This is a genomic window from Ramlibacter sp. (assembly GCF_036676645.1).
GTDB lineage: Bacteria > Pseudomonadota > Gammaproteobacteria > Burkholderiales > Burkholderiaceae_C > Ramlibacter.
Genome location: NZ_JAKFCM010000041.1, coordinates 1 through 16825, shown reverse-complemented (window position 1 = coordinate 16825; position 16825 = coordinate 1). Strand labels below are relative to the sequence as shown.

19 protein-coding genes are annotated in these 16825 nt (G+C 71.2%); 10 read left to right on the top strand and 9 right to left on the bottom strand.

From position 1 onward, the window contains the following. Window positions 1–9 precede the first annotated feature (9 nt). From V6M57_RS06765 to hydA, 6 genes are all read right to left on the bottom strand, one after another. Window positions 10–1416, bottom strand: a complete 1407-nt coding sequence (locus V6M57_RS06765) for an amidase (RefSeq protein ID WP_332814228.1) — start codon at window positions 1414–1416, stop codon at window positions 10–12. 16 nt (window positions 1417–1432) lie between these two features. After that, complete coding sequence (locus V6M57_RS06760; protein ID WP_332814227.1) at window positions 1433–2725, bottom strand: TRAP transporter large permease; 1293 nt, start codon at window positions 2723–2725, stop codon at window positions 1433–1435. After that, a complete protein-coding gene (locus V6M57_RS06755; RefSeq protein WP_332814226.1) occupies window positions 2722–3405 on the bottom strand; it encodes a TRAP transporter small permease subunit in 684 nt (227 codons plus the stop codon). The genes V6M57_RS06760 and V6M57_RS06755 overlap by 4 nt, the downstream gene beginning before the upstream one ends. After that, on the bottom strand, window positions 3402–4448 hold the full coding sequence (locus tag V6M57_RS06750) for a TRAP transporter substrate-binding protein (protein WP_332814225.1): 1047 nt from the start codon (window positions 4446–4448) through the stop codon (window positions 3402–3404). The genes V6M57_RS06755 and V6M57_RS06750 overlap by 4 nt, the downstream gene beginning before the upstream one ends. A 68-nt stretch (window positions 4449–4516) precedes the next feature. Continuing rightward, complete coding sequence (locus tag V6M57_RS06745; protein ID WP_332814224.1) at window positions 4517–5263, bottom strand: aspartate/glutamate racemase family protein; 747 nt, start codon at window positions 5261–5263, stop codon at window positions 4517–4519. Window positions 5264–5275: 12 nt separating this feature from the next. Next, window positions 5276–6697 (bottom strand): dihydropyrimidinase, encoded by a 1422-nt coding sequence (gene hydA, locus V6M57_RS06740; protein ID WP_332814223.1) that lies wholly within the window; start codon window positions 6695–6697, stop codon window positions 5276–5278. A gap of 303 nt (window positions 6698–7000) precedes the next feature. Here hydA and V6M57_RS06735 point away from each other — a divergent pair, with 303 nt between their 5' ends. The 9 genes from V6M57_RS06735 to V6M57_RS06695 all read left to right on the top strand — a co-directional run bounded on the left by V6M57_RS06735 (window position 7001) and on the right by V6M57_RS06695 (window position 15248). Continuing rightward, the gene (locus tag V6M57_RS06735; protein ID WP_332814222.1) at window positions 7001–7726 is read left to right on the top strand and encodes a maleate cis-trans isomerase family protein; all 726 of its coding nucleotides are present in this window, start codon (window positions 7001–7003) and stop codon (window positions 7724–7726) included. Further along, complete coding sequence (locus V6M57_RS06730; protein ID WP_332814221.1) at window positions 7717–8523, top strand: GntR family transcriptional regulator; 807 nt, start codon at window positions 7717–7719, stop codon at window positions 8521–8523. The genes V6M57_RS06735 and V6M57_RS06730 overlap by 10 nt, the downstream gene beginning before the upstream one ends. An 81-nt stretch (window positions 8524–8604) precedes the next feature. Next, complete coding sequence (locus V6M57_RS06725; RefSeq protein WP_332814220.1) at window positions 8605–9825, top strand: pyridoxal-phosphate-dependent aminotransferase family protein; 1221 nt, start codon at window positions 8605–8607, stop codon at window positions 9823–9825. Window positions 9826–9908: 83 nt separating this feature from the next. Next, entirely contained in the window at window positions 9909–10832 is a 924-nt protein-coding gene (locus V6M57_RS06720) for a LysR family transcriptional regulator (protein WP_332814219.1), read from the top strand. Between the two features lie 76 nt (window positions 10833–10908). Then, on the top strand, window positions 10909–12699 hold the full coding sequence (gene gcl, locus V6M57_RS06715) for a glyoxylate carboligase (protein ID WP_332814218.1): 1791 nt from the start codon (window positions 10909–10911) through the stop codon (window positions 12697–12699). Between the two features lie 12 nt (window positions 12700–12711). After that, window positions 12712–13506, top strand: coding sequence for a hydroxypyruvate isomerase (gene hyi / locus V6M57_RS06710; protein WP_332814217.1), 795 nt, complete (start codon window positions 12712–12714; stop codon window positions 13504–13506). Further along, window positions 13503–14402 carry a 2-hydroxy-3-oxopropionate reductase gene (locus tag V6M57_RS06705; RefSeq protein WP_332814216.1) on the top strand — a complete coding sequence of 300 codons (900 nt, stop codon included), beginning with the start codon at window positions 13503–13505 and terminating at the stop codon, window positions 14400–14402. The genes hyi and V6M57_RS06705 overlap by 4 nt, the downstream gene beginning before the upstream one ends. 58 nt (window positions 14403–14460) lie before the next feature. Beyond that, the gene (locus tag V6M57_RS06700; protein WP_332814215.1) at window positions 14461–14940 is read left to right on the top strand and encodes a TlpA disulfide reductase family protein; all 480 of its coding nucleotides are present in this window, start codon (window positions 14461–14463) and stop codon (window positions 14938–14940) included. A 2-nt stretch (window positions 14941–14942) separates the two neighbouring features. Next, complete coding sequence (locus tag V6M57_RS06695) at window positions 14943–15248, top strand: acylphosphatase (protein ID WP_332814214.1); 306 nt, start codon at window positions 14943–14945, stop codon at window positions 15246–15248. Between the two features lie 46 nt (window positions 15249–15294). Here the strand turns inward: V6M57_RS06695 and V6M57_RS06690 are convergent, their stop codons facing one another. Continuing rightward, the gene (locus V6M57_RS06690) at window positions 15295–15849 is read right to left on the bottom strand and encodes a DUF2939 domain-containing protein (protein WP_332814213.1); all 555 of its coding nucleotides are present in this window, start codon (window positions 15847–15849) and stop codon (window positions 15295–15297) included. Window positions 15850–16045: 196 nt separating this feature from the next. Further along, window positions 16046–16528, bottom strand: coding sequence for an IclR family transcriptional regulator domain-containing protein (locus tag V6M57_RS06685; RefSeq protein ID WP_332814212.1), 483 nt, complete (start codon window positions 16526–16528; stop codon window positions 16046–16048). Here V6M57_RS06685 and V6M57_RS06680 point away from each other — a divergent pair. Then, on the top strand, window positions 16527–16664 hold the full coding sequence (locus tag V6M57_RS06680; RefSeq protein ID WP_332814211.1) for a hypothetical protein: 138 nt from the start codon (window positions 16527–16529) through the stop codon (window positions 16662–16664). The genes V6M57_RS06685 and V6M57_RS06680 overlap by 2 nt on opposite strands. 40 nt (window positions 16665–16704) lie before the next feature. Here V6M57_RS06680 and V6M57_RS18515 read toward each other — a convergent pair whose 3' ends face one another. Then, window positions 16705–16815, bottom strand: coding sequence for a DUF6494 family protein (locus V6M57_RS18515; protein WP_442968788.1), 111 nt, complete (start codon window positions 16813–16815; stop codon window positions 16705–16707). Window positions 16816–16825 lie beyond the last annotated feature (10 nt).

Here is a 16825-nt window from a genome sequence, read left to right as displayed (position 1 = left end):
CGCCTTCGCTCAGAGCGACGGCCAGCGATGCGCCCAGGGGGCGGCCGCCTCGAACTGCGCGCCCAGTTCGAGCAGCCGGTCGTCGCTGCCGTAGGCGCCGACCATCTGCAGGCCGATCGGCAGGCCCTCGCGCGAGGGCGCGCAGGGCACCGCCAGGCCCGGCAGGCCGGCCGCGTTGACCCAGCCGGTGTAGACGGCGTGGCCGCGCGGCCCGACCTCCTGGCCGTCGATGTGCGTCGGATAGGCCTCGTGCGCCGGCCAGGGCAGCGCGGCGGCGGACGGCAGCACGATCACGTCGACCTGCCGGTACACCGCCGCCACCTGCCGGCGCAGGGCCTTGACCTGCTCCAGGATGCGCCACAGGCGCGCACCCGGCAGGGCCCGGCCCTTCGCGGCCATCTCCAGGTACTTGGGCGACGCCTGCGCGGCCCATTCGGGGTGCTGCTCGAACAGCTGCGCCAGCCCGATCTGGCCGATCTGCGGCCAGGCCTCGGCATAGAAGTCGAGGTCCAGCGGCAGCGGGCCCGTCTCCACCGAATGGCCCAGCGCGGCAAGCTGCTCCACGGCAGCACCGACACTGGCCGCGATCTGCGGGTCCAGCGGCGCGCTGCCGAACCGCTCCACGTACAGGATGCGCAGGGCAGCGCCCGCCTTCGTGCCAGCCGCCGCCTGCGCGGCCGCGAGCGAGGAGCGGTCCACGTCGGCCGGGCCGCGCATCACCTCGAACAGCAGCCGCACGTCGGCCACCGTGCGCGCCAGCGGGCCGATCACCTCGAAGTCCAGCAGCAGGCTGGGCAGCACGTGCTCGCGCGGCACCGCCGACAACGAGGGCTTGAGGCCGACCAGGCCGGTGTGCGAGGCCGGGCGGCGGATCGAGCCGCCGCCGTCCTGGCCGATCGCCAGCGGCGCGATGCCGGCGGCGCAGGCAGCCACGCCGCCCCCGGTGGAGCCGCCCGGCGTGAGCGCCGGGTTCCACGGATTGCCGGTGGCGCCGTGGATCGGGTTGGCGGTGTAGCCCTCCAGCGCGAACTCCGGCACGTTGGTCTTGCCGATGATCAGCGCACCGGCGGCGCGGGCCCGCCCCACCGACAGCTCGTCCTGCCCGGTGCGGTGGTCGCGCAGCGCCGGGCAGCCCCAGCTGGTGGGCAGGTCGGCGGTGTAGAGGCTGTCCTTGACCGTCAGCGGAATGCCGTCGATGGCCGACAGCGGCCGGCCTTCCCGGTAGCGCCGCGTCGCCGCTTCGGCTTCGGCCAGGAAGGCGGCGTCGCGCCGCGCGATCACCGCGTTGATCGTCGGGTTCACCGCTTCCAGCCGCGCCAGGCAGGCCCGCGCCACCGTGGTCGGCGTGAGGTCGCCGGCGTGGTAGCGGCGTTGCAGTTCGGTGGCGGACAGCCGCCACGTTTCGGTCGATGTCATCGCTTGTTGAAGACTCTCACATGTGGCTGGGCAGCCAGGTCGCCAGTTGCGGCACGGCCAACAGCAGCAGCGTGAAGCCGATCATGATCAGCGCATACGGCAGCGCGCCCCAGATGGCGTCCTCGATCCCGCCCTTGTCGGGCCGGATGCCGTGCACCACGAACAGGTTCATGCCCACCGGCGGCGTGATCAGCCCCATCTCGCACATCAGCACGATGAAGATGCCGAACCAGATCGGGTCCACGCCCAGCGCCACGGCGATGGGGTAGGTGATGGGGATGGTGGCGACCTGCATCGACAGCACGTCCATGAACATGCCCAGGACCAGGTAGAACACGATCAGCACCAGGATCAGGCCGGTGCCCGACAGGCCCAGGCCGGTCACCCACTTGGTCATGGCCTCGGCCACGCCGGTGAGGCTGATGGCCAGGTTCAGGATGAACGCGGCCGTCATGATCAGCAGGATCATCCCGCTGACGCGCGCGGTGGAGATGAAGCAGTTGCGCAGCAGCTCGCGGCTGAGCCGGCCGGAGCGCCAGACGAAGAACATCGCCGCGATCACGCCGAGCGCGGCGCTCTCGGTGGTGGTGGCGATGCCGAAGTACAGGCTGCCCATCACGATGCCGAACACCACCAGCGGCGGCACCAGGTGCACCAGCGTGCGCACCTTGTCGGCCAGCGGGATCTTCGCCTCGCGCATCACCTCGCCGCTGAGGGCGCTGGACACGGCGATGTAGAGCATGAAGATCGAGGTCAGCAGGATCCCGGGAATGATGCCGGCGATGAACAGCTGGCCGATCGAGGTGTTGGTCAGCGAGCCATAGACGATCATGTTGACGCTGGGCGGGATCAGGATGCCCAGCGTGCCGCCCGCGGCCAGGCTGCCGAGGGCGCCGCGCATCGAGTAGCCGCGCTTCTGCAGCGACGGCAGTGCCACGGTCCCCACGGTGGCCGCGGTGGCCACGGAGGAGCCGGAGGTCGCCGCGAACAGCGCGCAGCTGCCGATGTTGGTGTGCAGCAGCCCGCCGGGCAGGCGCCCCAGCCAGGCCGACAGGGCGATGTACATGCGGTCGGCGATGCCCGAGCGCAGCAGCAGTTCGCCGAGCAGCACGAACAGCGGAATGCAGGTCAGCAGGTTCTCGTTGTGCACGCCCCAGACCACCGGGGCGATCGAGTCCATGTAGGGGATGCCGTAGGCGGCGATGCCACCCACGATGCCGACCAGCGCCATGGCGACGGCGATCGGCATGCCGATCAGCATCATGCCCAGCATCAGGGCGAAGGCGATGCCGAAGAACGGGAGGGTCATGGCTGGGCTCCTTCGGCGGCCTGCCGGTTGGCGAGGTCCTCCAGTTCTTCCTTCAGTTCTTCCTTGGCGCTCTTGGGCTGGAAGTCGTTGTTGAGCGTGTCGATGCGGCGCCCCAGGGCCAGCAGGGTGGCCCGCAGCGCGTAGCCGCTCGCCACCAGGGCAAAGATCACCAGCCCGGCATACCAGACCGCCTGCGGCCAGATCAGCGGCGTGGCCCAGGGCGTCTGCGCCGTGCTGCCGTACTGCAGGGTGTCGGCGATCACCTTGGTCGCCACCCAGGCCATGAAGACGCCGAAGGCGGCGATGCTGAAGACCGAGAACCAGTTCAGGAAGGCCTGCGCGCGGATCGACAGCCGCTCGTGGAAGACGTCCACCCGGATGTGGTTGCGCCCCATCAGGGCCAGGCTGAAGGCGATGGTCGAGCCCACTGCCAGCGCATAGCCGCCGAGCTCGTCGGCGCCCTGCAGCGAGTAGTTGAACAGCTTGCGCGAGAGCGTCTCGACCGCCACCACCACGGACAGGACCAGGAAGATGGTGCCGAACACCCAGGCCAGCACGCTTTCGATGTGTTCCTTCACGGCGGCTCCCCGGTTGGCGGGAGCGGCGCCGGGCGCGCCCCCGTGGGAGTCGGGCGCGCCCGGCGGCGCACCGCCCTTGAGCATGGACGCGCCTTGCTTCATTTCAGCCCCAGCACCGGTGCGACCGTGGCCTTCCACTGCTTGGAGCAGTCGGGATTGGACTTGTCGCAGACTTCAGCCCACACCGGCAGCGACACCTTGGTGACGGCGCTGCGCACCAGCTCCAGGTCGGCCGGGGAAACGGGCACGTTGGTCAGCTTGAATGGCTTGCCGGTCTTGCATTCCTTGCCGGTGTTGCAGTTCAGCGCATCCTGGAACAGCTCCTCCGAGTACGTCCAGATCTCGCCGGTCAGCCCGTCGAACGCGGCCTTCAGCTTGGCCTGCTGGTCGGGCTTGAGCTGGCTCCAGGCCTTGAGCGACATCGCGTAGCCGTTCAGCGCCATCTGGAAGCCCAGCGGCATCTGGTGCGTGGTCACCTCCGGCCAGCCGGCGGAGTTGGCCGAGCTGGGGCCGGTGATGGCGCAGTCCACCACGCCCAGCGACAGCGACTGGTGGGTGTCGGCGAAGGACACCGGCACCGGGGTGCCGCCCACCATCTCGATGAACTTGGCCAGGTTCTGGTCGTACACGCGGACCTTCATGCCCTTGATGTCGGCCAGCTTGGCGATCGGCTTCTTGCAGAACAGCACCTGCGGGCCGAACGGCCACACGCCCAGCAGCTTGACGTTGAACTGCTTCTGCAGGCGCTTGTCGATGGTGTCGAAGTAGGCGTTGGCCACCTTGCGCCCGGTGGCGTAGTCGGGTGCGGCACCGACCAGGTCCAGGCCCAGCAGGGTGGGCTCGTCGCGCGAGTTCTGCGACACGCGCAGCGAAACGATCTCGAACAGGCCGGCCTTCATCACGCGCAGCTGCTCGGTGTCCTTCAGGCCGAGGGTGTCGATCGGCTTGTAGTCGATGTCGATCGGCAGGCCGGTCCTGGCGGCGAAGTTCTCGAAGAACGGCTGCTCCTTGTTCTTCTGGATCAGGCCGGTGGCCAGCGGCTGGCCGATGGCCTTCCACTTCATCCGGTCGTCGGCGACCGACGGCAGCGTCACGGAAGCGGCCAGCGCCAGTGCGGCGAGCGACGCGAGGAAGATGCGTTTCATGGTGAGCTCCTCAGGGTTGACACAGGTGGGCAGGGGGGAATCGGTGCGGTGCGAGGTGCGGGCAGGCGTCAGCGCGGTGCATCCAGCAGCCGGGCGATCGGGTCGGGCAGGCCGCGGTGAGGCTTTGACGGCGGCATGGCGAAGCTGCCGCGCAGCGCCCGTCCGGGCTTGAGCGCCGCCAGCGTCTCGGCGTGGCGCACCGCGCTGGAGACGCCGTCGACCACCGGCACCGGCAGCCGGCCCTGCAGCGAACGGGCCAGTCCGGCCAGCGGCGCGCCGGCCAGGACGATCACTTCGGCGCCGTCCTCGCGGACCGCCTGTTCGGCGAGCGACTGCAGCGCCTGCGCGTGCTCCTCCTGCACGCCGCCGATGCTGGACAGGGGTCGCTCCAGCGCGCGGATGCTGGCCAGCCGGCTGCCGAAGCCATAGGCCTCGACCGTCTCGCGGTACCAGGCCTGGATGCGCTGCGAGATCGCGATGATGGAGATGCGGTGGCCCAGCAGGTGCGCGCTGGCCAGCGCCGCCTCGGTCAGGCCGGTGACCGGCACCGGCAGGACTTCGCGCAGGCCCGCCAGGCCCGGGTCGCCGAAGGCCGCGACCACCACCGCGTCGTGCCGGCCCGCGTGTTCGGCGGCCAGTTGCGCCGCCGCATAGGCGCCCACCAGCGCCTCGAAGCGCGTCTCGATGTAGGCCACGCCGAAGGGCGCCGTCAGCACCTCGACCTGCGTGCCGGGCGACGCGCTGCGCTGCGCCTCCGCCCGGATCAGGTCCGACACGCTGTCGGAGATGTTGGGGTTGATCAGCAGCACGCGCATGGCGGGATCTCCTCAGGGGCGCCGCGGCAGCAGCGAGGGCGTGCCGCAGGGCAGGAAGCGGCCGCGGCCCGGCTGGCCGGTGAAGGCCTGGCCGTCCCACACCACCTCGCCGCGCGACAGGGTCAGCCCCGGCCAGGCCTTGAGCTGCATGCCCTCGTAGGGGGTGTAGTCGACGGCATGGTGCAGCCGGTCGTTGCGCACCGTCACGGCGCGCTCGTCCCACAGCACCAGGTCGGCGTCGCTGCCGACGGCGATGGTGCCCTTGCGCGGGTGCAGGCCATAGGCCTTGGCCGGGTTGGTGGCGGTGAGCTCGACGAACTTCTGCAGCGTGATGCGCCCGCCCAGCACGCCTTCCGAGTAGAGCAGCGGCAGGCGCGTCTCCAGCCCCGGGATGCCGTTGGGGATGTGGCGGAACGGCACTTCCTGCCCGCCGATCTTCTTGCCCTGCGGGTCCTCGTAGCGGAACGGCGCGTGGTCCGACGAGAACACCGTGAACAGGCCGTCGGTCAGGCCTTGCCAGATGCGCTGCTGGTTGGCCTTGTCGCGCGGCGGCGGGCTGCAGATGCAGCGCGCGCCCAGGTAGCTGTCGTCCAGTCCCAAGTCCTCGGCAGTCAGGAACAGGTATTGCGGGCAGGTTTCGGCCAGGACCGGCATGCCGCGCCCGCGCGCCCAGCGGATCTGCTCGATCGCCTCGCGCCCGGACACGTGCACGATCAGGATCGGCACGTCCACCAGTTCGGACAGCGCGATGGCGCGGTGCGTCGCCTCGCGCTCCACCAGCATCGGCCGGGCGTGGGCGTGCCAGCGCGGGGCCGTGCGCCCGGCGGCTTCCAGCCGCTTGGTCAGCCACTCGATGCAGTCGGCGTTTTCCGCATGCACCATGGCCATGGCGCCGTGCCGGCGGGCCACGTCCAGCACGTCCAGCACCTGGCCGTCGTCCAGCTTGAGGTCGTCGTAGGTCATGTAGACCTTGAACGAGGTGTAGCCGCGCCCGATCAGCGACGGCAGCTCGCTGGCCAGCACCTCGGGGCTGGGATCGCTCACGATCAGGTGGAAGGCGTAGTCGATGCAGGCCTTGCCTTCGGCGCGGCCGTGGTAGTCGACGACGGCCGCCGCCAGCGAGTGGCCCTTGAGCTGCGCGGCGAACGGGATGACGGTGGTGGTGCCGCCGCAGGCCGCCGACCGCGTGCCGGAGAGGAAGTCGTCGGCCATCCTGGCCGGCCCCTCCATGGCCTGGTCCAGGTGGCAGTGGGCGTCGACGCCGCCCGGCGTGACGACGCGCCCGCCGGCGTCGATCTCCCGCCGGCCGGCGGGCAGGCCTTCGCCGAGGAGGGCGATCCGCCCGTCGCGGATGCCGATGTCGGCCAGGAAGGTGTCGGCGGCGGTCGCGACGCGGCCACCACGAATGACGAGATCCAGTCGGGAATCAGCCATGCGCGGCCTCCCGGGTGGCACTGGACGGACAGCGGAACACGACAAATGCATACATCATTGTCGACAATTTATTGAACGAACCGCCGCAGCGAAGCCGGAATTACCCTCGGATGTAACTGGATACGGACGCCGTGCCGGAAGGCCGATGCATCCTGCCCCGGGAGCGCAGGGGTGAGGGGACTATCGGGGATGGGGCATGGTCCGCCGACTGGTGTTTACACCGATGTAGACACTTTCACCCAAAACTTGCTGAATCGGGTGCCGCTTCTGGTCCATACTTCAGTTGTCGACATTGACGATCCGATGAACCGCCCGCTGCGCCTTGGCGTGCTGACGCCCTCGTCCAACACCGCACTGGAGCCCCTGACCAGCGCGATCGTGGCGGGCGTGCCCGGTGCGAGCGTCCATTTCTCGCGCTTCCGGGTGACCGAGATCTCGCTGGAAGCCGCGGCGCTGGGCCAGTTCGACGACGGCAAGATCCTGGCGGCGGCCGAACTGCTGGCCGACGCCAAGGTGGACGTGATCGGCTGGAGCGGCACCTCCTCGGGCTGGCTGGGTTTCGAGCGCGACCGGCAACTGGTCGAGCGCATCCGCGAACACACCGGCATCCCCGCGACCACCGCCGTGCTGGCGCTCAACGAGCTGCTGGCGTTGCGGCAGGTGCGGCGCCTGGCGCTCGTCACGCCCTACACGCAGGACGTGCAGGCGCGCATCGTCGCCAACTACCGCAGCATCGGCATCGACGCCAGCCCGGAGCGGCACCTGGACATCCGGGTCAACCACGACTTCGCGGTCGTCACGCCGGCCGAGCTGCGCGGCCTGATGGACGCGGTGGCGCGCGAGCGGCCCGACGCCATCACCACCTTCTGCACCAACCTGCGGGCGGCCCAGCTGGCCGCCGAGGTCGAGCGTGCCCACGGCATCCCGCTGCTCGACACCGTGAGCACCACGGTGTGGGGGATGCTTCGCGCGGCCGGCGCCTCGCCGGCCGCCATCACCGGATGGGGGGAGTTGTTCCAGTGGACCTGAGCCCGCAGCGCGGCGCCGCCGCCGACCGAACCATGAGCCGCGCCGAGGTCGCGCCCGCCGGCCCGTCGAAACCCGCCGCGCCGGCACGCCGGCGGGCCAGCGCACCGGCCAAGACCGGCAAGCGCGCCGACCGCGAGAAGTCGGTCGACGAGATCTACGAGCGCATCTACGTCGCCATCCTGGAGCATCGCCTGCACCCCGGCACCAAGCTGGGCGAGGAGCGCATGGCCGACATCTTCGGCGTCAGCCGGGCGCGCATCCGCGAGGTGCTGGCGCGCCTGGCGCACGAGCAGATCGTCGAGCTGTTCCCGCAGCGCGGCGCCTACGTGGCCAAGCCTTCCATCGAGCAGGCGCGCGACATCTTCGAGGCCCGGCGGCTGATCGAGCCGGCCGTGCTCAGGCGCCTGATCGACACCCTCACGCCCGAGAAGGTGGCGCGCCTGCGCCAGCACCAGGAGCTCGAGGCCGACGCCCGCCGCCGCGGCGACAAGCGGGCCGTGATCCGGCTGTCCGGCGAATTCCACACCCTGGCGGCGGAACTGGCCGGCAACACGGCGCTGGCGCGCAGCCTGCGCGAGCTGTGCATGCTGACCTGCCTGACCATCTTCCTGTACGACGCGCCGACGGCGCACTCGTGCCGCAACGACGAGCACGAGCGGCTGGTGGACGCGGTGGCCCGGCGCGACCGGGCGAAATCCGAGAAGCTCATGCTGGAGCACCTCGAGCACATCGAGAGCAGCCTGAAGCTGGACGTCGACAACGGCGAAGTCGACCTCGCCGAGATCTTCAGGGGCTAGGCGCCCGGCCTGCCCACCCCTTCCCGCCCCGGTGGCGGTGGCCCGCTGCCGCCGCTGCCGCCCATCAACGAGGAGACCCCCGTGCCGAACCTGAATTTCCACCCCGCCGGACGCCACTTCCTGCAGATCCCCGGGCCCAGCCCGGTGCCGGACCGCCTGCTGCGCGCCATGAGCTACCCGACCATCGACCACCGGGGCCCGGAGTTCGGCGCCCTGGGGCGCAGCGTGCTGGCCGGCATCCGCACCATCTTCAAGACGCAGCATCCGGTCGTCATCTACCCGGCTTCGGGCACCGGCGCCTGGGAGGCCGCGCTGGCCAATACCCTGAGCCCGGGCGACGCCGTCCTGATGTACGAGACCGGCCACTTCGCCACGCTGTGGAACAAGATGACCCTGCGGCTGGGCCTGAAGCCCGAGTTCCTGGGCTTGCCGGGCAGCGAGGGCTGGCGCCGCGGCGTGCAGGCCGGCATGATCGCCGAGCGCCTGCGCGCCGACCGGCAGCACGCGATCAAGGCCGTCTGCGTGGTGCACAACGAGACCTCCACCGGCGTGACCTCGGACATCGCGGCCGTGCGCAGGGCGATCGATGCCGCCGGCCACCCCGCCCTGCTGATGGTGGACACCATCTCCGGCCTGGCCTCGGCCGACTATCGCCACGACGAGTGGGGCGTGGACGTCACCGTCAGCGGCTCCCAGAAGGGCCTGATGCTGCCGCCCGGCATCAGCTTCAACGCCGTGTCGCCCAAGGCGATCGAGGCCAGCCGCGCGGCCCGGCTGCCCAGGTCCTTCTGGGCCTGGGACGAGATGCTGGAGATCAACAAGACCGGCTACTTCCCGTACACGCCCAACACCAACCTGCTGTACGCGCTGCAGGAGTCGATCGCGATGCTGCACGCCGAGGGGCTGGATGCGGTGTTCGCGCGCCACCAGCAGCTGGCCGAAGCCTGCCGGCGCGCCGTGCGCGCCTGGGGCCTGGAGATCCAGTGCGCCGACGAGGCGGTCTACTCGCCGGTGCTGACCGGGGTGATGATGCCCGAGGGCGTGGACGCCGACGCCGTGCGCCAGCTGGTCTATCAGCGCTTCAACATGTCGCTGGGGGCGGGCCTGGGCAAGGTGAAGGGCCGCATGTTCCGCATCGGGCACCTCGGCGAGTGCAACGACCTCACCCTGATGGCCACCCTGTCCGGCTGCGAGATGGGCCTGCGCCTGTCCGGCGTGCGGCTGAAGGGCAGCGGCTGCGCCGCCGCCATGGAGTACCTGGCCGAGACTTCGCAGCGGGCCGACCGCCCGGCCGCCGAGTAGCACGCGGCGCGCCCCGTCGCAGCGTCGCCGGTCGCGGCGCCGCGCGGGCGCGGGCACGCAAGGCCTCCGGAAAGCGCACCGCCGTGGACCGCCTGCAGGCGATGGAAGTCTTCGTGCGGGTGGTCGAGACCGGCAGCTTCTCGAAGGCGGCCGCCGACCTGCGCACCACCCAGCCCACCGTCACCCGGCAGGTGGCCGCGCTGGAGCAGCGGCTGGAGGCCCGCCTGCTCAACCGCAACACGCGCGGCGTCAGCGCCACCGAGGCCGGCCGCCTCTACTACGAACAGTGCCGCGCCATCCTGCGCGCCGCCGACGAGGCCGACCGCGGCGCCGGTGCCGGCCAGGGCCAGGCCCAGGGCCTGCTGCGCATCGGCAGTTCGGTCGCCTTCGGCCGGCGGGTGGTGGTCCCGCTCGCGCTCGGCTTCATGGAACAGCACCCGCAGCTGCGGGTGGACCTGAGCTTCGAGGACCGCTACACCGACCTGGTCGCACAGGGCATCGACGTCGCCATCCGGCTGGGCCGGCTGGCCGACTCCAGCCTGGGCGCCCGCTTCCTCGGGATGAACCCCTGGCTGCTGGCCGCCTCGCCGCGCTACCTGCGCGAGCACGGCGCCCCGCAGGTGCCGGCCGACCTGGCCGGCCACGCCGCGCTGGTCTACAGCAGCGTGCAGGGCGACGACGTGTGGCGCCTGCGCAGCGCCGCCGGCGCGGTCACCGTCGGCGTGCGCGGTCCGCTGCGCTCCAACAACCTGTCGGCCATCCTGGCGGCCGCCCGGGCGCACCTGGGCATCGCGGCCCTGCCCTGCTACGTGGCCTGGGAGTCGCTGCGCACCGGCGCGCTGGTGCAGGTGCTGCCCGGCCACAGCCTGCCGGAGCAGGAGATCCACGCCGTGTTTCCCTCGCCCCGGCTGGTTCCGGCCAAGGTGGAAAGCCTGGTCGGCTACCTGCAGGGACGCTTCGGCGGCGCCTGGTGGGAGCGCCCGGCCGGCCATTCGGCGCCGGAATAAGTCCTATGGCGCGCGCGGCCGTTCACGCCGCGTGCCCCGGTCCGAACAATGGCGCCATTCGACCCAGGAGGCCCGGATGGCAAGGATGAAGGCGGCGATGGCCGCCGTGCTCGTGATGGAAAAGGAGAGCGTGACCCAGGCCTTCGGCGTGCCCGGCGCGGCGATCAACCCGTTGTACGCGCAGCTGCGGGAACGCCAGACCATCGCGCACGTGCTGGCGCGGCACGTGGAGGGTGCCTCGCACATGGCCGAGGGCTACACACGGGCACGCGCCGGCAACATCGGCGTGTGCATCGGCACCTCCGGCCCGGCCGGCACCGACATGATCACCGGGCTGTACTCGGCCAGCGCCGATTCGATCCCGATCCTGTGCATCACCGGCCAGGCCCCGCGGGCCCGGCTGCACAAGGAGGACTTCCAGGCGGTCGACATCGCGTCCATCGCCAGGCCGGTGACCAAGCTGGCGACCACGGTGCTGGAACCGGCCCAGGTGCCCCAGGTGTTCCAGCAGGCCTTCCACCTGATGCGCTCGGGTCGGCCCGGCCCGGTGCTGGTCGACCTGCCCTTCGACGTGCAGATGGCGGAGATCGGGTTCGACATCGACGCCTACGAGCCGCTGGTGCCCTGGAAGCCGGTCGCCACCCGCAAGCAGGTCGACAAGGCGCTCGACCTGCTGGAGACGGCCGAGCGGCCGCTGATCGTGGCCGGCGGCGGCATCGTCAACGCCGACGCGGCGGCCGAGCTGGTGGCCTTCGCCGAACTCACCGGCATCCCGGTCATCCCCACCCTGATGGGCTGGGGCACCATTCCCGACGACCACCCGCTGATGGCCGGCATGTGCGGGCTGCAGACCAGCCACCGCTACGGCAATGCCAGCCTGCTGGCGTCGGACTTCGTGCTGGGCATCGGCAACCGCTGGGCCAACCGGCACACCGGCTCGCCCGAGGTCTATTGCCGGGGCCGCCGCTTCGTCCACGTGGACATCGAGCCGACCCAGATCGGGCGGGTGTTCGCGCCCGACCTGGGCATCGCCTCGGATGCCAAGGCGGCCCTGCGGCTGTTCATCGAAGTGGCCCGCGAGCGCCTCGCGGCCGGCCGGCTGCGCCGCTGGAGCGAATGGGCCCGCGAATGCAGCGCGCGCAAGGGCGACCTGGCGAACCTGCGCAAGAGCCATTTCGACGAAGTGCCGATGAAGCCCCAGCGCGTGTACCAGTGCATGAACCGCGCCTTCGGCCGCGACGTGACCTACGTGTCCACCATCGGGCTGTCGCAGATCGCCGGCGCGCAGTTCCTGCACGTGTACGGGCCGCGGCAGTGGATCAACTGCGGCCAGGCCGGCCCGCTCGGCTGGACCATCCCGGCAGCCCTGGGGGTGCGCGCCGCCGACCCGCAGCGCCGGATCGTGGCGCTGTCGGGCGACTACGACTTCCAGTTCATGCTGGAGGAGCTGGCCGTGGGCGCGCAGTTCAGGCTGCCCTACCTGCACGTGGTCCTCAACAACAGCTACCTCGGGCTGATCCGGCAGGCGCAGCGCGGGTTCGCGATGGACTACTGCGTGCAGCTGGCCTTCGAGAACGTCAACAGCCCGGCCGCCGAGGCCGACGGCGCCTGCGGCGTCGACCACGTGAAGGTGGTCGAGGGGCTGGGCTGCAAGGCCATCCGGGTCCATGCGCCCGGCGAGTTCGCGGGCGCGGTGCGCCAGGCCGAGCGCTGGATGGAGCAGTACCGGGTGCCGGTGGTGATCGAGGTGATGCTCGAGCGCGTCACCAACATCGCGATGGGCACCGAGATCGACAACGTCGTCGAGTTCGAGCCCATGGCCGCAAGCCCCGCCGACGTGCCGACGGCCCTGGCGCTGCAGGACTGACAGGAGACACGAATGCCCCGCTTCGCCGCCAACCTCTCGATGCTGTTCACCGAGGTGCCCTTCCTCGACCGTTTCGAACGCGCCGCCCGGGCCGGCTTCGAAGCCGTCGAGTTCCTGTTCCCCTACGAGTACCCGGTCGAGGAGATCCGCAGCCGGCTCGCGGGGAACGGCCTCACCCTGGTGCTGCACAACCTGCCGGCCGGCGACTGGGCCGCCGGCGAACGGGGCATCGCCTGCAATCCGCGCCGGGTGGACGAATTCCGCGCCGGGGTGGAGCAGGCGGTCGGCTATGCGAGCCGGCTCGGCGTCCGGCAGTTGAACTGCCTGGCGGGCAGGGCGCCGGCCGGGACTTCCGGCGAGCTGCTGCAGCAGACCCTGGTGGACAACCTGCGCTACGCGGCGCGCCGGCTGGCCGCGCACGACCTGCGGCTGCTGATCGAGCCGATCAACACCTTCGACATCCCGGGCTTCTTCGTCTCGCACACCGGGCAGGCGCTGCGGCTGATCGACCGGGTGGAAGCGCCCAACCTGTTCCTGCAGTGCGACCTCTACCACGCCCAGCGCATGGAGGGCGAACTCGCGGCCACGCTGGAGCGGCACCTCCCGCGCATCGCGCACGTGCAGCTGGCCGACAACCCGGGCCGCCACGAACCGGGCACGGGCGAGATCCACTTCGACTTCCTGCTGCGCCACCTGGACCGGATCGGCTATGCCGGCTGGGTCGGCTGCGAATACCAGCCGGCGGCCGGCACGGAGGCCGGCCTGGACTGGCTGGAAGCGTTCCAGGAGGAAGGGAGTCCCGCATGAACACCGACGTGCAGCGCCTGGGCTTCATCGGCCTGGGCACCATGGGGACGCCGATGTGCGAGCGCCTGGTCGCCGCCGGCCACCGGCTCTTCGTGCAGACCCGCAGCAAGGTGCCGGCTTCGATCGCCGCCGCCGCGATGTGCTGCCCGACCGCGCGGGCGGTCGCCGAGCAGGCCGACGTCGTCTTCCTGATGGTGCCGGACACGCCGCACGTGGAGGACGTCCTGTTCGGCGAAACCGGCGTGGCGGCGGGCCTGGCCCGCGGCAAGGTCGTGGTCGACATGAGCTCGATCTCGCCGGTGGCCACCCAGGCTTTCGCCCGCCGCATCGAGGCACTGGGCGGCTGGTACCTGGACGCGCCGGTTTCCGGCGGCGAGGTCGGGGCGAAGAGCGGCACCCTGTCCATCATGGTCGGCGGACCGGAGCCGGTGTTCGAGCAGGTGCGCCCGCTCTTCGAGCTGATGGGAAGGAACATCAACCGGGTCGGCGGCAACGGCGACGGCCAGACCGCCAAGGTGGCCAACCAGATCGTCGTGGCCCTGAACATCCAGGCCGTGGCCGAAGCGCTGGTGTTTGCCGCCAGCGCCGGCGCCGATCCGGCGCGCGTGCGGCAGGCGCTGATGGGCGGCTTCGCGGCTTCGCGCGTGCTGGAGGTGCACGGCGAGCGGATGATCCGGCGCAGCTTCGAACCCGGGTTCCGGATCGGGTTGCACCAGAAGGACCTGGACCTGGCGCTGTCCAGCGCCCGGCAACTGGGCGTGCCGCTGCCGAACACGGCTGCGGTGCAGCAGCTGTTCAATGCCTGCGTGGCGATGGGCGGCACCGGATGGGACCATTCGGCGCTGGTGCGCGCACTCGAAAGCCTGGCCGGCATCGAGCCGGGGCCAGCGCAATAGCCCTGCGCGGGCGCTGCCTCGCGTCATTTGCCACACTGGCCTGCACGAGGAGGCCCCCATGCGAATGCTCGAGGTCCTGGGTCCTGCGCCGGCGCTGCAGGTCGATGAATGGCTGAACACGAAGTCGCCGCTGGCGCTCGAGCAGCTGAAGGGCAAGGTGGTGGTGCTGCACGCCTTCCAGATGCTCTGCCCGGCCTGCGTGCAGCTCGCCACGCCGCAGATGCAGAAGCTGCAGGACCTGTTCGGGGGCGACGAGGTCGCCGTGATCGGCCTGCACACCGTGTTCGAGCACCACGACGCGATGACGCCGGTGGCGCTCAAGGCCTTCGTGCACGAGAACCGGCTCACCTTCCCGATCGGCATCGACCGCCACGACGGCGATGCGGTCCCGCTGACGATGCGCGCCTACGGCTTCGGCGGCACGCCCAGCGTGGCGCTGATCGACCGGCAGGGGCGCCTGCGGTTCAACGAACTCGGGCACCAGCCCGACCTGGGACTGGGCGCGCTGATCGGCTCGCTGGTGGCCGAAGGGAAGTGAGCTTGGCAGCGCCCCAGGCTCCGGCCCGCGCAGCCCGCCTGGTGCGGGTGCGCGGCCTGGTGCAGGGCGTCGGCTACCGCTACGCCTGCGTGCAGCAGGCGCGCGCCCTGGGCCTCACCGGCTGGGTGCGCAACCGGCTGGACGGATCGGTGGAGGCGCTGCTGCAGGGCCCACCCGGACAGGTCGAACGCATGTGCCGATGGATGCACGCGGATGTCCCGGGCGCGCGGGTCGACGCGATCGAAGCCCGGGAGGTTCCGCCCGACGTCGACGCGCTCGACGGCTTCGACCAGCGATCGACCGTGTGAAGGCTCGCGGCCGGCCATCCTCGCCGGCCATCCGGCAGCGAGGGCGTCAGCTGCCGGCGCCCGCCGGTCTGGAGGACGGCAGGTGCAGCTGCATGCCGGTCAGCTTCCAGGTGGCGAAGCCGTAGCGGTCCAGGACCAGACCCGCGCTGTCGTCGCGCTGGCCGTCGACCGGATGGAACACCACCCGGTTGGCACCCAGGCGCTCCGCGCGCCACATGGGCGACCGACCCCGCGCCTTTGCCGTCGCCGGCGCCTCCGGCGACGCGCCGGCTGCGGGCGGGGGCGCCCCGGCCGGCCGGGGCCTGGCCAGGCCGGTGCGGATGCTGTACATCAGCACCGGGGGCTGCACCAGCGCCTCGACCACGCCGGCGATCATCATGCGGCCCACGGCGGCGCCGGCCGACGCCAGCGGGTGGCCTTCCGTTTCCCTCATGCTGCCGGCCATGGCGTCGCCGAGTTGTGCCTTGAGGCTGGCGCGAAGCCGCGCGTAGTCCACGTGTTCGTTGATCGTGCCGAGGTCCCCGGCTTCGGCCGCTGCGTGCAGCTTCCGGATCGCCAGGTAGGGCGAGAAGTACCAGTAGGCTGCGAGCGCAGTGGCCAACACCAGCGCACATGCAGCCGCAAGCCGGGCTCTACGGCGGAATGCCATCGCGATGCCTCCGGGCAGGAATGCCCGGGCACTGTAGCGACGGCCAGGCTCAAGCGAAGTAACCAGTTGAGGCCGCGGGCCCGGGGGATGCGCCGGTGCTCCCGACCCAGCCGGGCCGGCGGTCCGCCACCGTGAACGGGGACTGCGCTCAGGGCCGCATGTGTCCCAGCCGCGCCGACACCTCTTCGGCGCAGCGCTTCAATGCGGTGGCGACGGCGCCATCCCAGTCGCCGTCGAAGCTCGCCGAGGGGCCCATGGCGGTGATGCCCAATACCAGGTTGCCGGCCGAATCGAACACGGGCGCGCAGAACGCATCGATGCCGGCGATCGGCTGCCCCAGCGTGCGCGACAGGCCGTGGCGGCGGGTTTCCTCCACCAGCGCCTCGTACTGGCTGCGCGACTGCGGCTCGGCATTGCGGCCCTGCAGCGTCAGGTCGTGCTCGCGCGCGAAGGCGATCACCTTCGGCGGCATGTAGGCGGCGAACAGCCGGCCGGTGGCCGTGTTGCTGAGCGCCATCACGGAGCCGGCGCGCAGGTTCACGTGCATGGGCTGCACCGGCTCGTCCAGCCGCACGATGGTGGGCCCGAAGGTGCCCCAGACCCGCCCCCGGACGCCCGTCCGCTTTCCCATGACGCCGGACATCGCCACGCGCACGATCTACCAGGGCATCGTGCCCTTCGTGGTGCTGCAGGTGATCGGGCTGCTGCTGACGATCCTGTTCCCGCAGCCGGTGCTCTGGCTGCCCGGGGTGCTGCTCGGCACCTGAGGGCGCGGCCCCGGCCCGGCCGCGCCGGGGCGGGGCCGCGCTATTGCAGCTTCAGTTCACCGTCGAAGCTGACGCGCAGGTCCAGCGCGGGCACCTCCAGCGTCATGGTGGCCGGCAGGGCCTCGCTGCCGGCCACCTTCCCCTGCTCGATCGCGCGGGCC

Excerpts from the sequence above, each read along its gene's own strand:
- V6M57_RS06765 (WP_332814228.1), bottom strand. The coding sequence starts at position 1,416 with ATGACATCGACCGAAACGTGGCGGCTGTCCGCCACCGAACTGCAACGC.
- V6M57_RS06760 (WP_332814227.1), bottom strand. The coding sequence starts at position 2,725 with ATGACCCTCCCGTTCTTCGGCATCGCCTTCGCCCTGATGCTGGGCATG.
- V6M57_RS06755 (WP_332814226.1), bottom strand. The coding sequence starts at position 3,405 with ATGAAGCAAGGCGCGTCCATGCTCAAGGGCGGTGCGCCGCCGGGCGCG.
- V6M57_RS06750 (WP_332814225.1), bottom strand. The coding sequence starts at position 4,448 with ATGAAACGCATCTTCCTCGCGTCGCTCGCCGCACTGGCGCTGGCCGCT.
- V6M57_RS06745 (WP_332814224.1), bottom strand. The coding sequence starts at position 5,263 with ATGCGCGTGCTGCTGATCAACCCCAACATCTCCGACAGCGTGTCGGAC.
- hydA (WP_332814223.1), bottom strand. The coding sequence starts at position 6,697 with ATGGCTGATTCCCGACTGGATCTCGTCATTCGTGGTGGCCGCGTCGCG.
- V6M57_RS06735 (WP_332814222.1), top strand. The coding sequence starts at position 7,001 with ATGAACCGCCCGCTGCGCCTTGGCGTGCTGACGCCCTCGTCCAACACC.
- gcl (WP_332814218.1), top strand. The coding sequence starts at position 10,909 with ATGGCAAGGATGAAGGCGGCGATGGCCGCCGTGCTCGTGATGGAAAAG.
- hyi (WP_332814217.1), top strand. The coding sequence starts at position 12,712 with ATGCCCCGCTTCGCCGCCAACCTCTCGATGCTGTTCACCGAGGTGCCC.
- V6M57_RS06705 (WP_332814216.1), top strand. The coding sequence starts at position 13,503 with ATGAACACCGACGTGCAGCGCCTGGGCTTCATCGGCCTGGGCACCATG.
- V6M57_RS06700 (WP_332814215.1), top strand. The coding sequence starts at position 14,461 with ATGCGAATGCTCGAGGTCCTGGGTCCTGCGCCGGCGCTGCAGGTCGAT.
- V6M57_RS06680 (WP_332814211.1), top strand. The coding sequence starts at position 16,527 with ATGACGCCGGACATCGCCACGCGCACGATCTACCAGGGCATCGTGCCC.
- V6M57_RS06685 (WP_332814212.1), bottom strand. The coding sequence starts at position 16,528 with ATGGGAAAGCGGACGGGCGTCCGGGGGCGGGTCTGGGGCACCTTCGGG.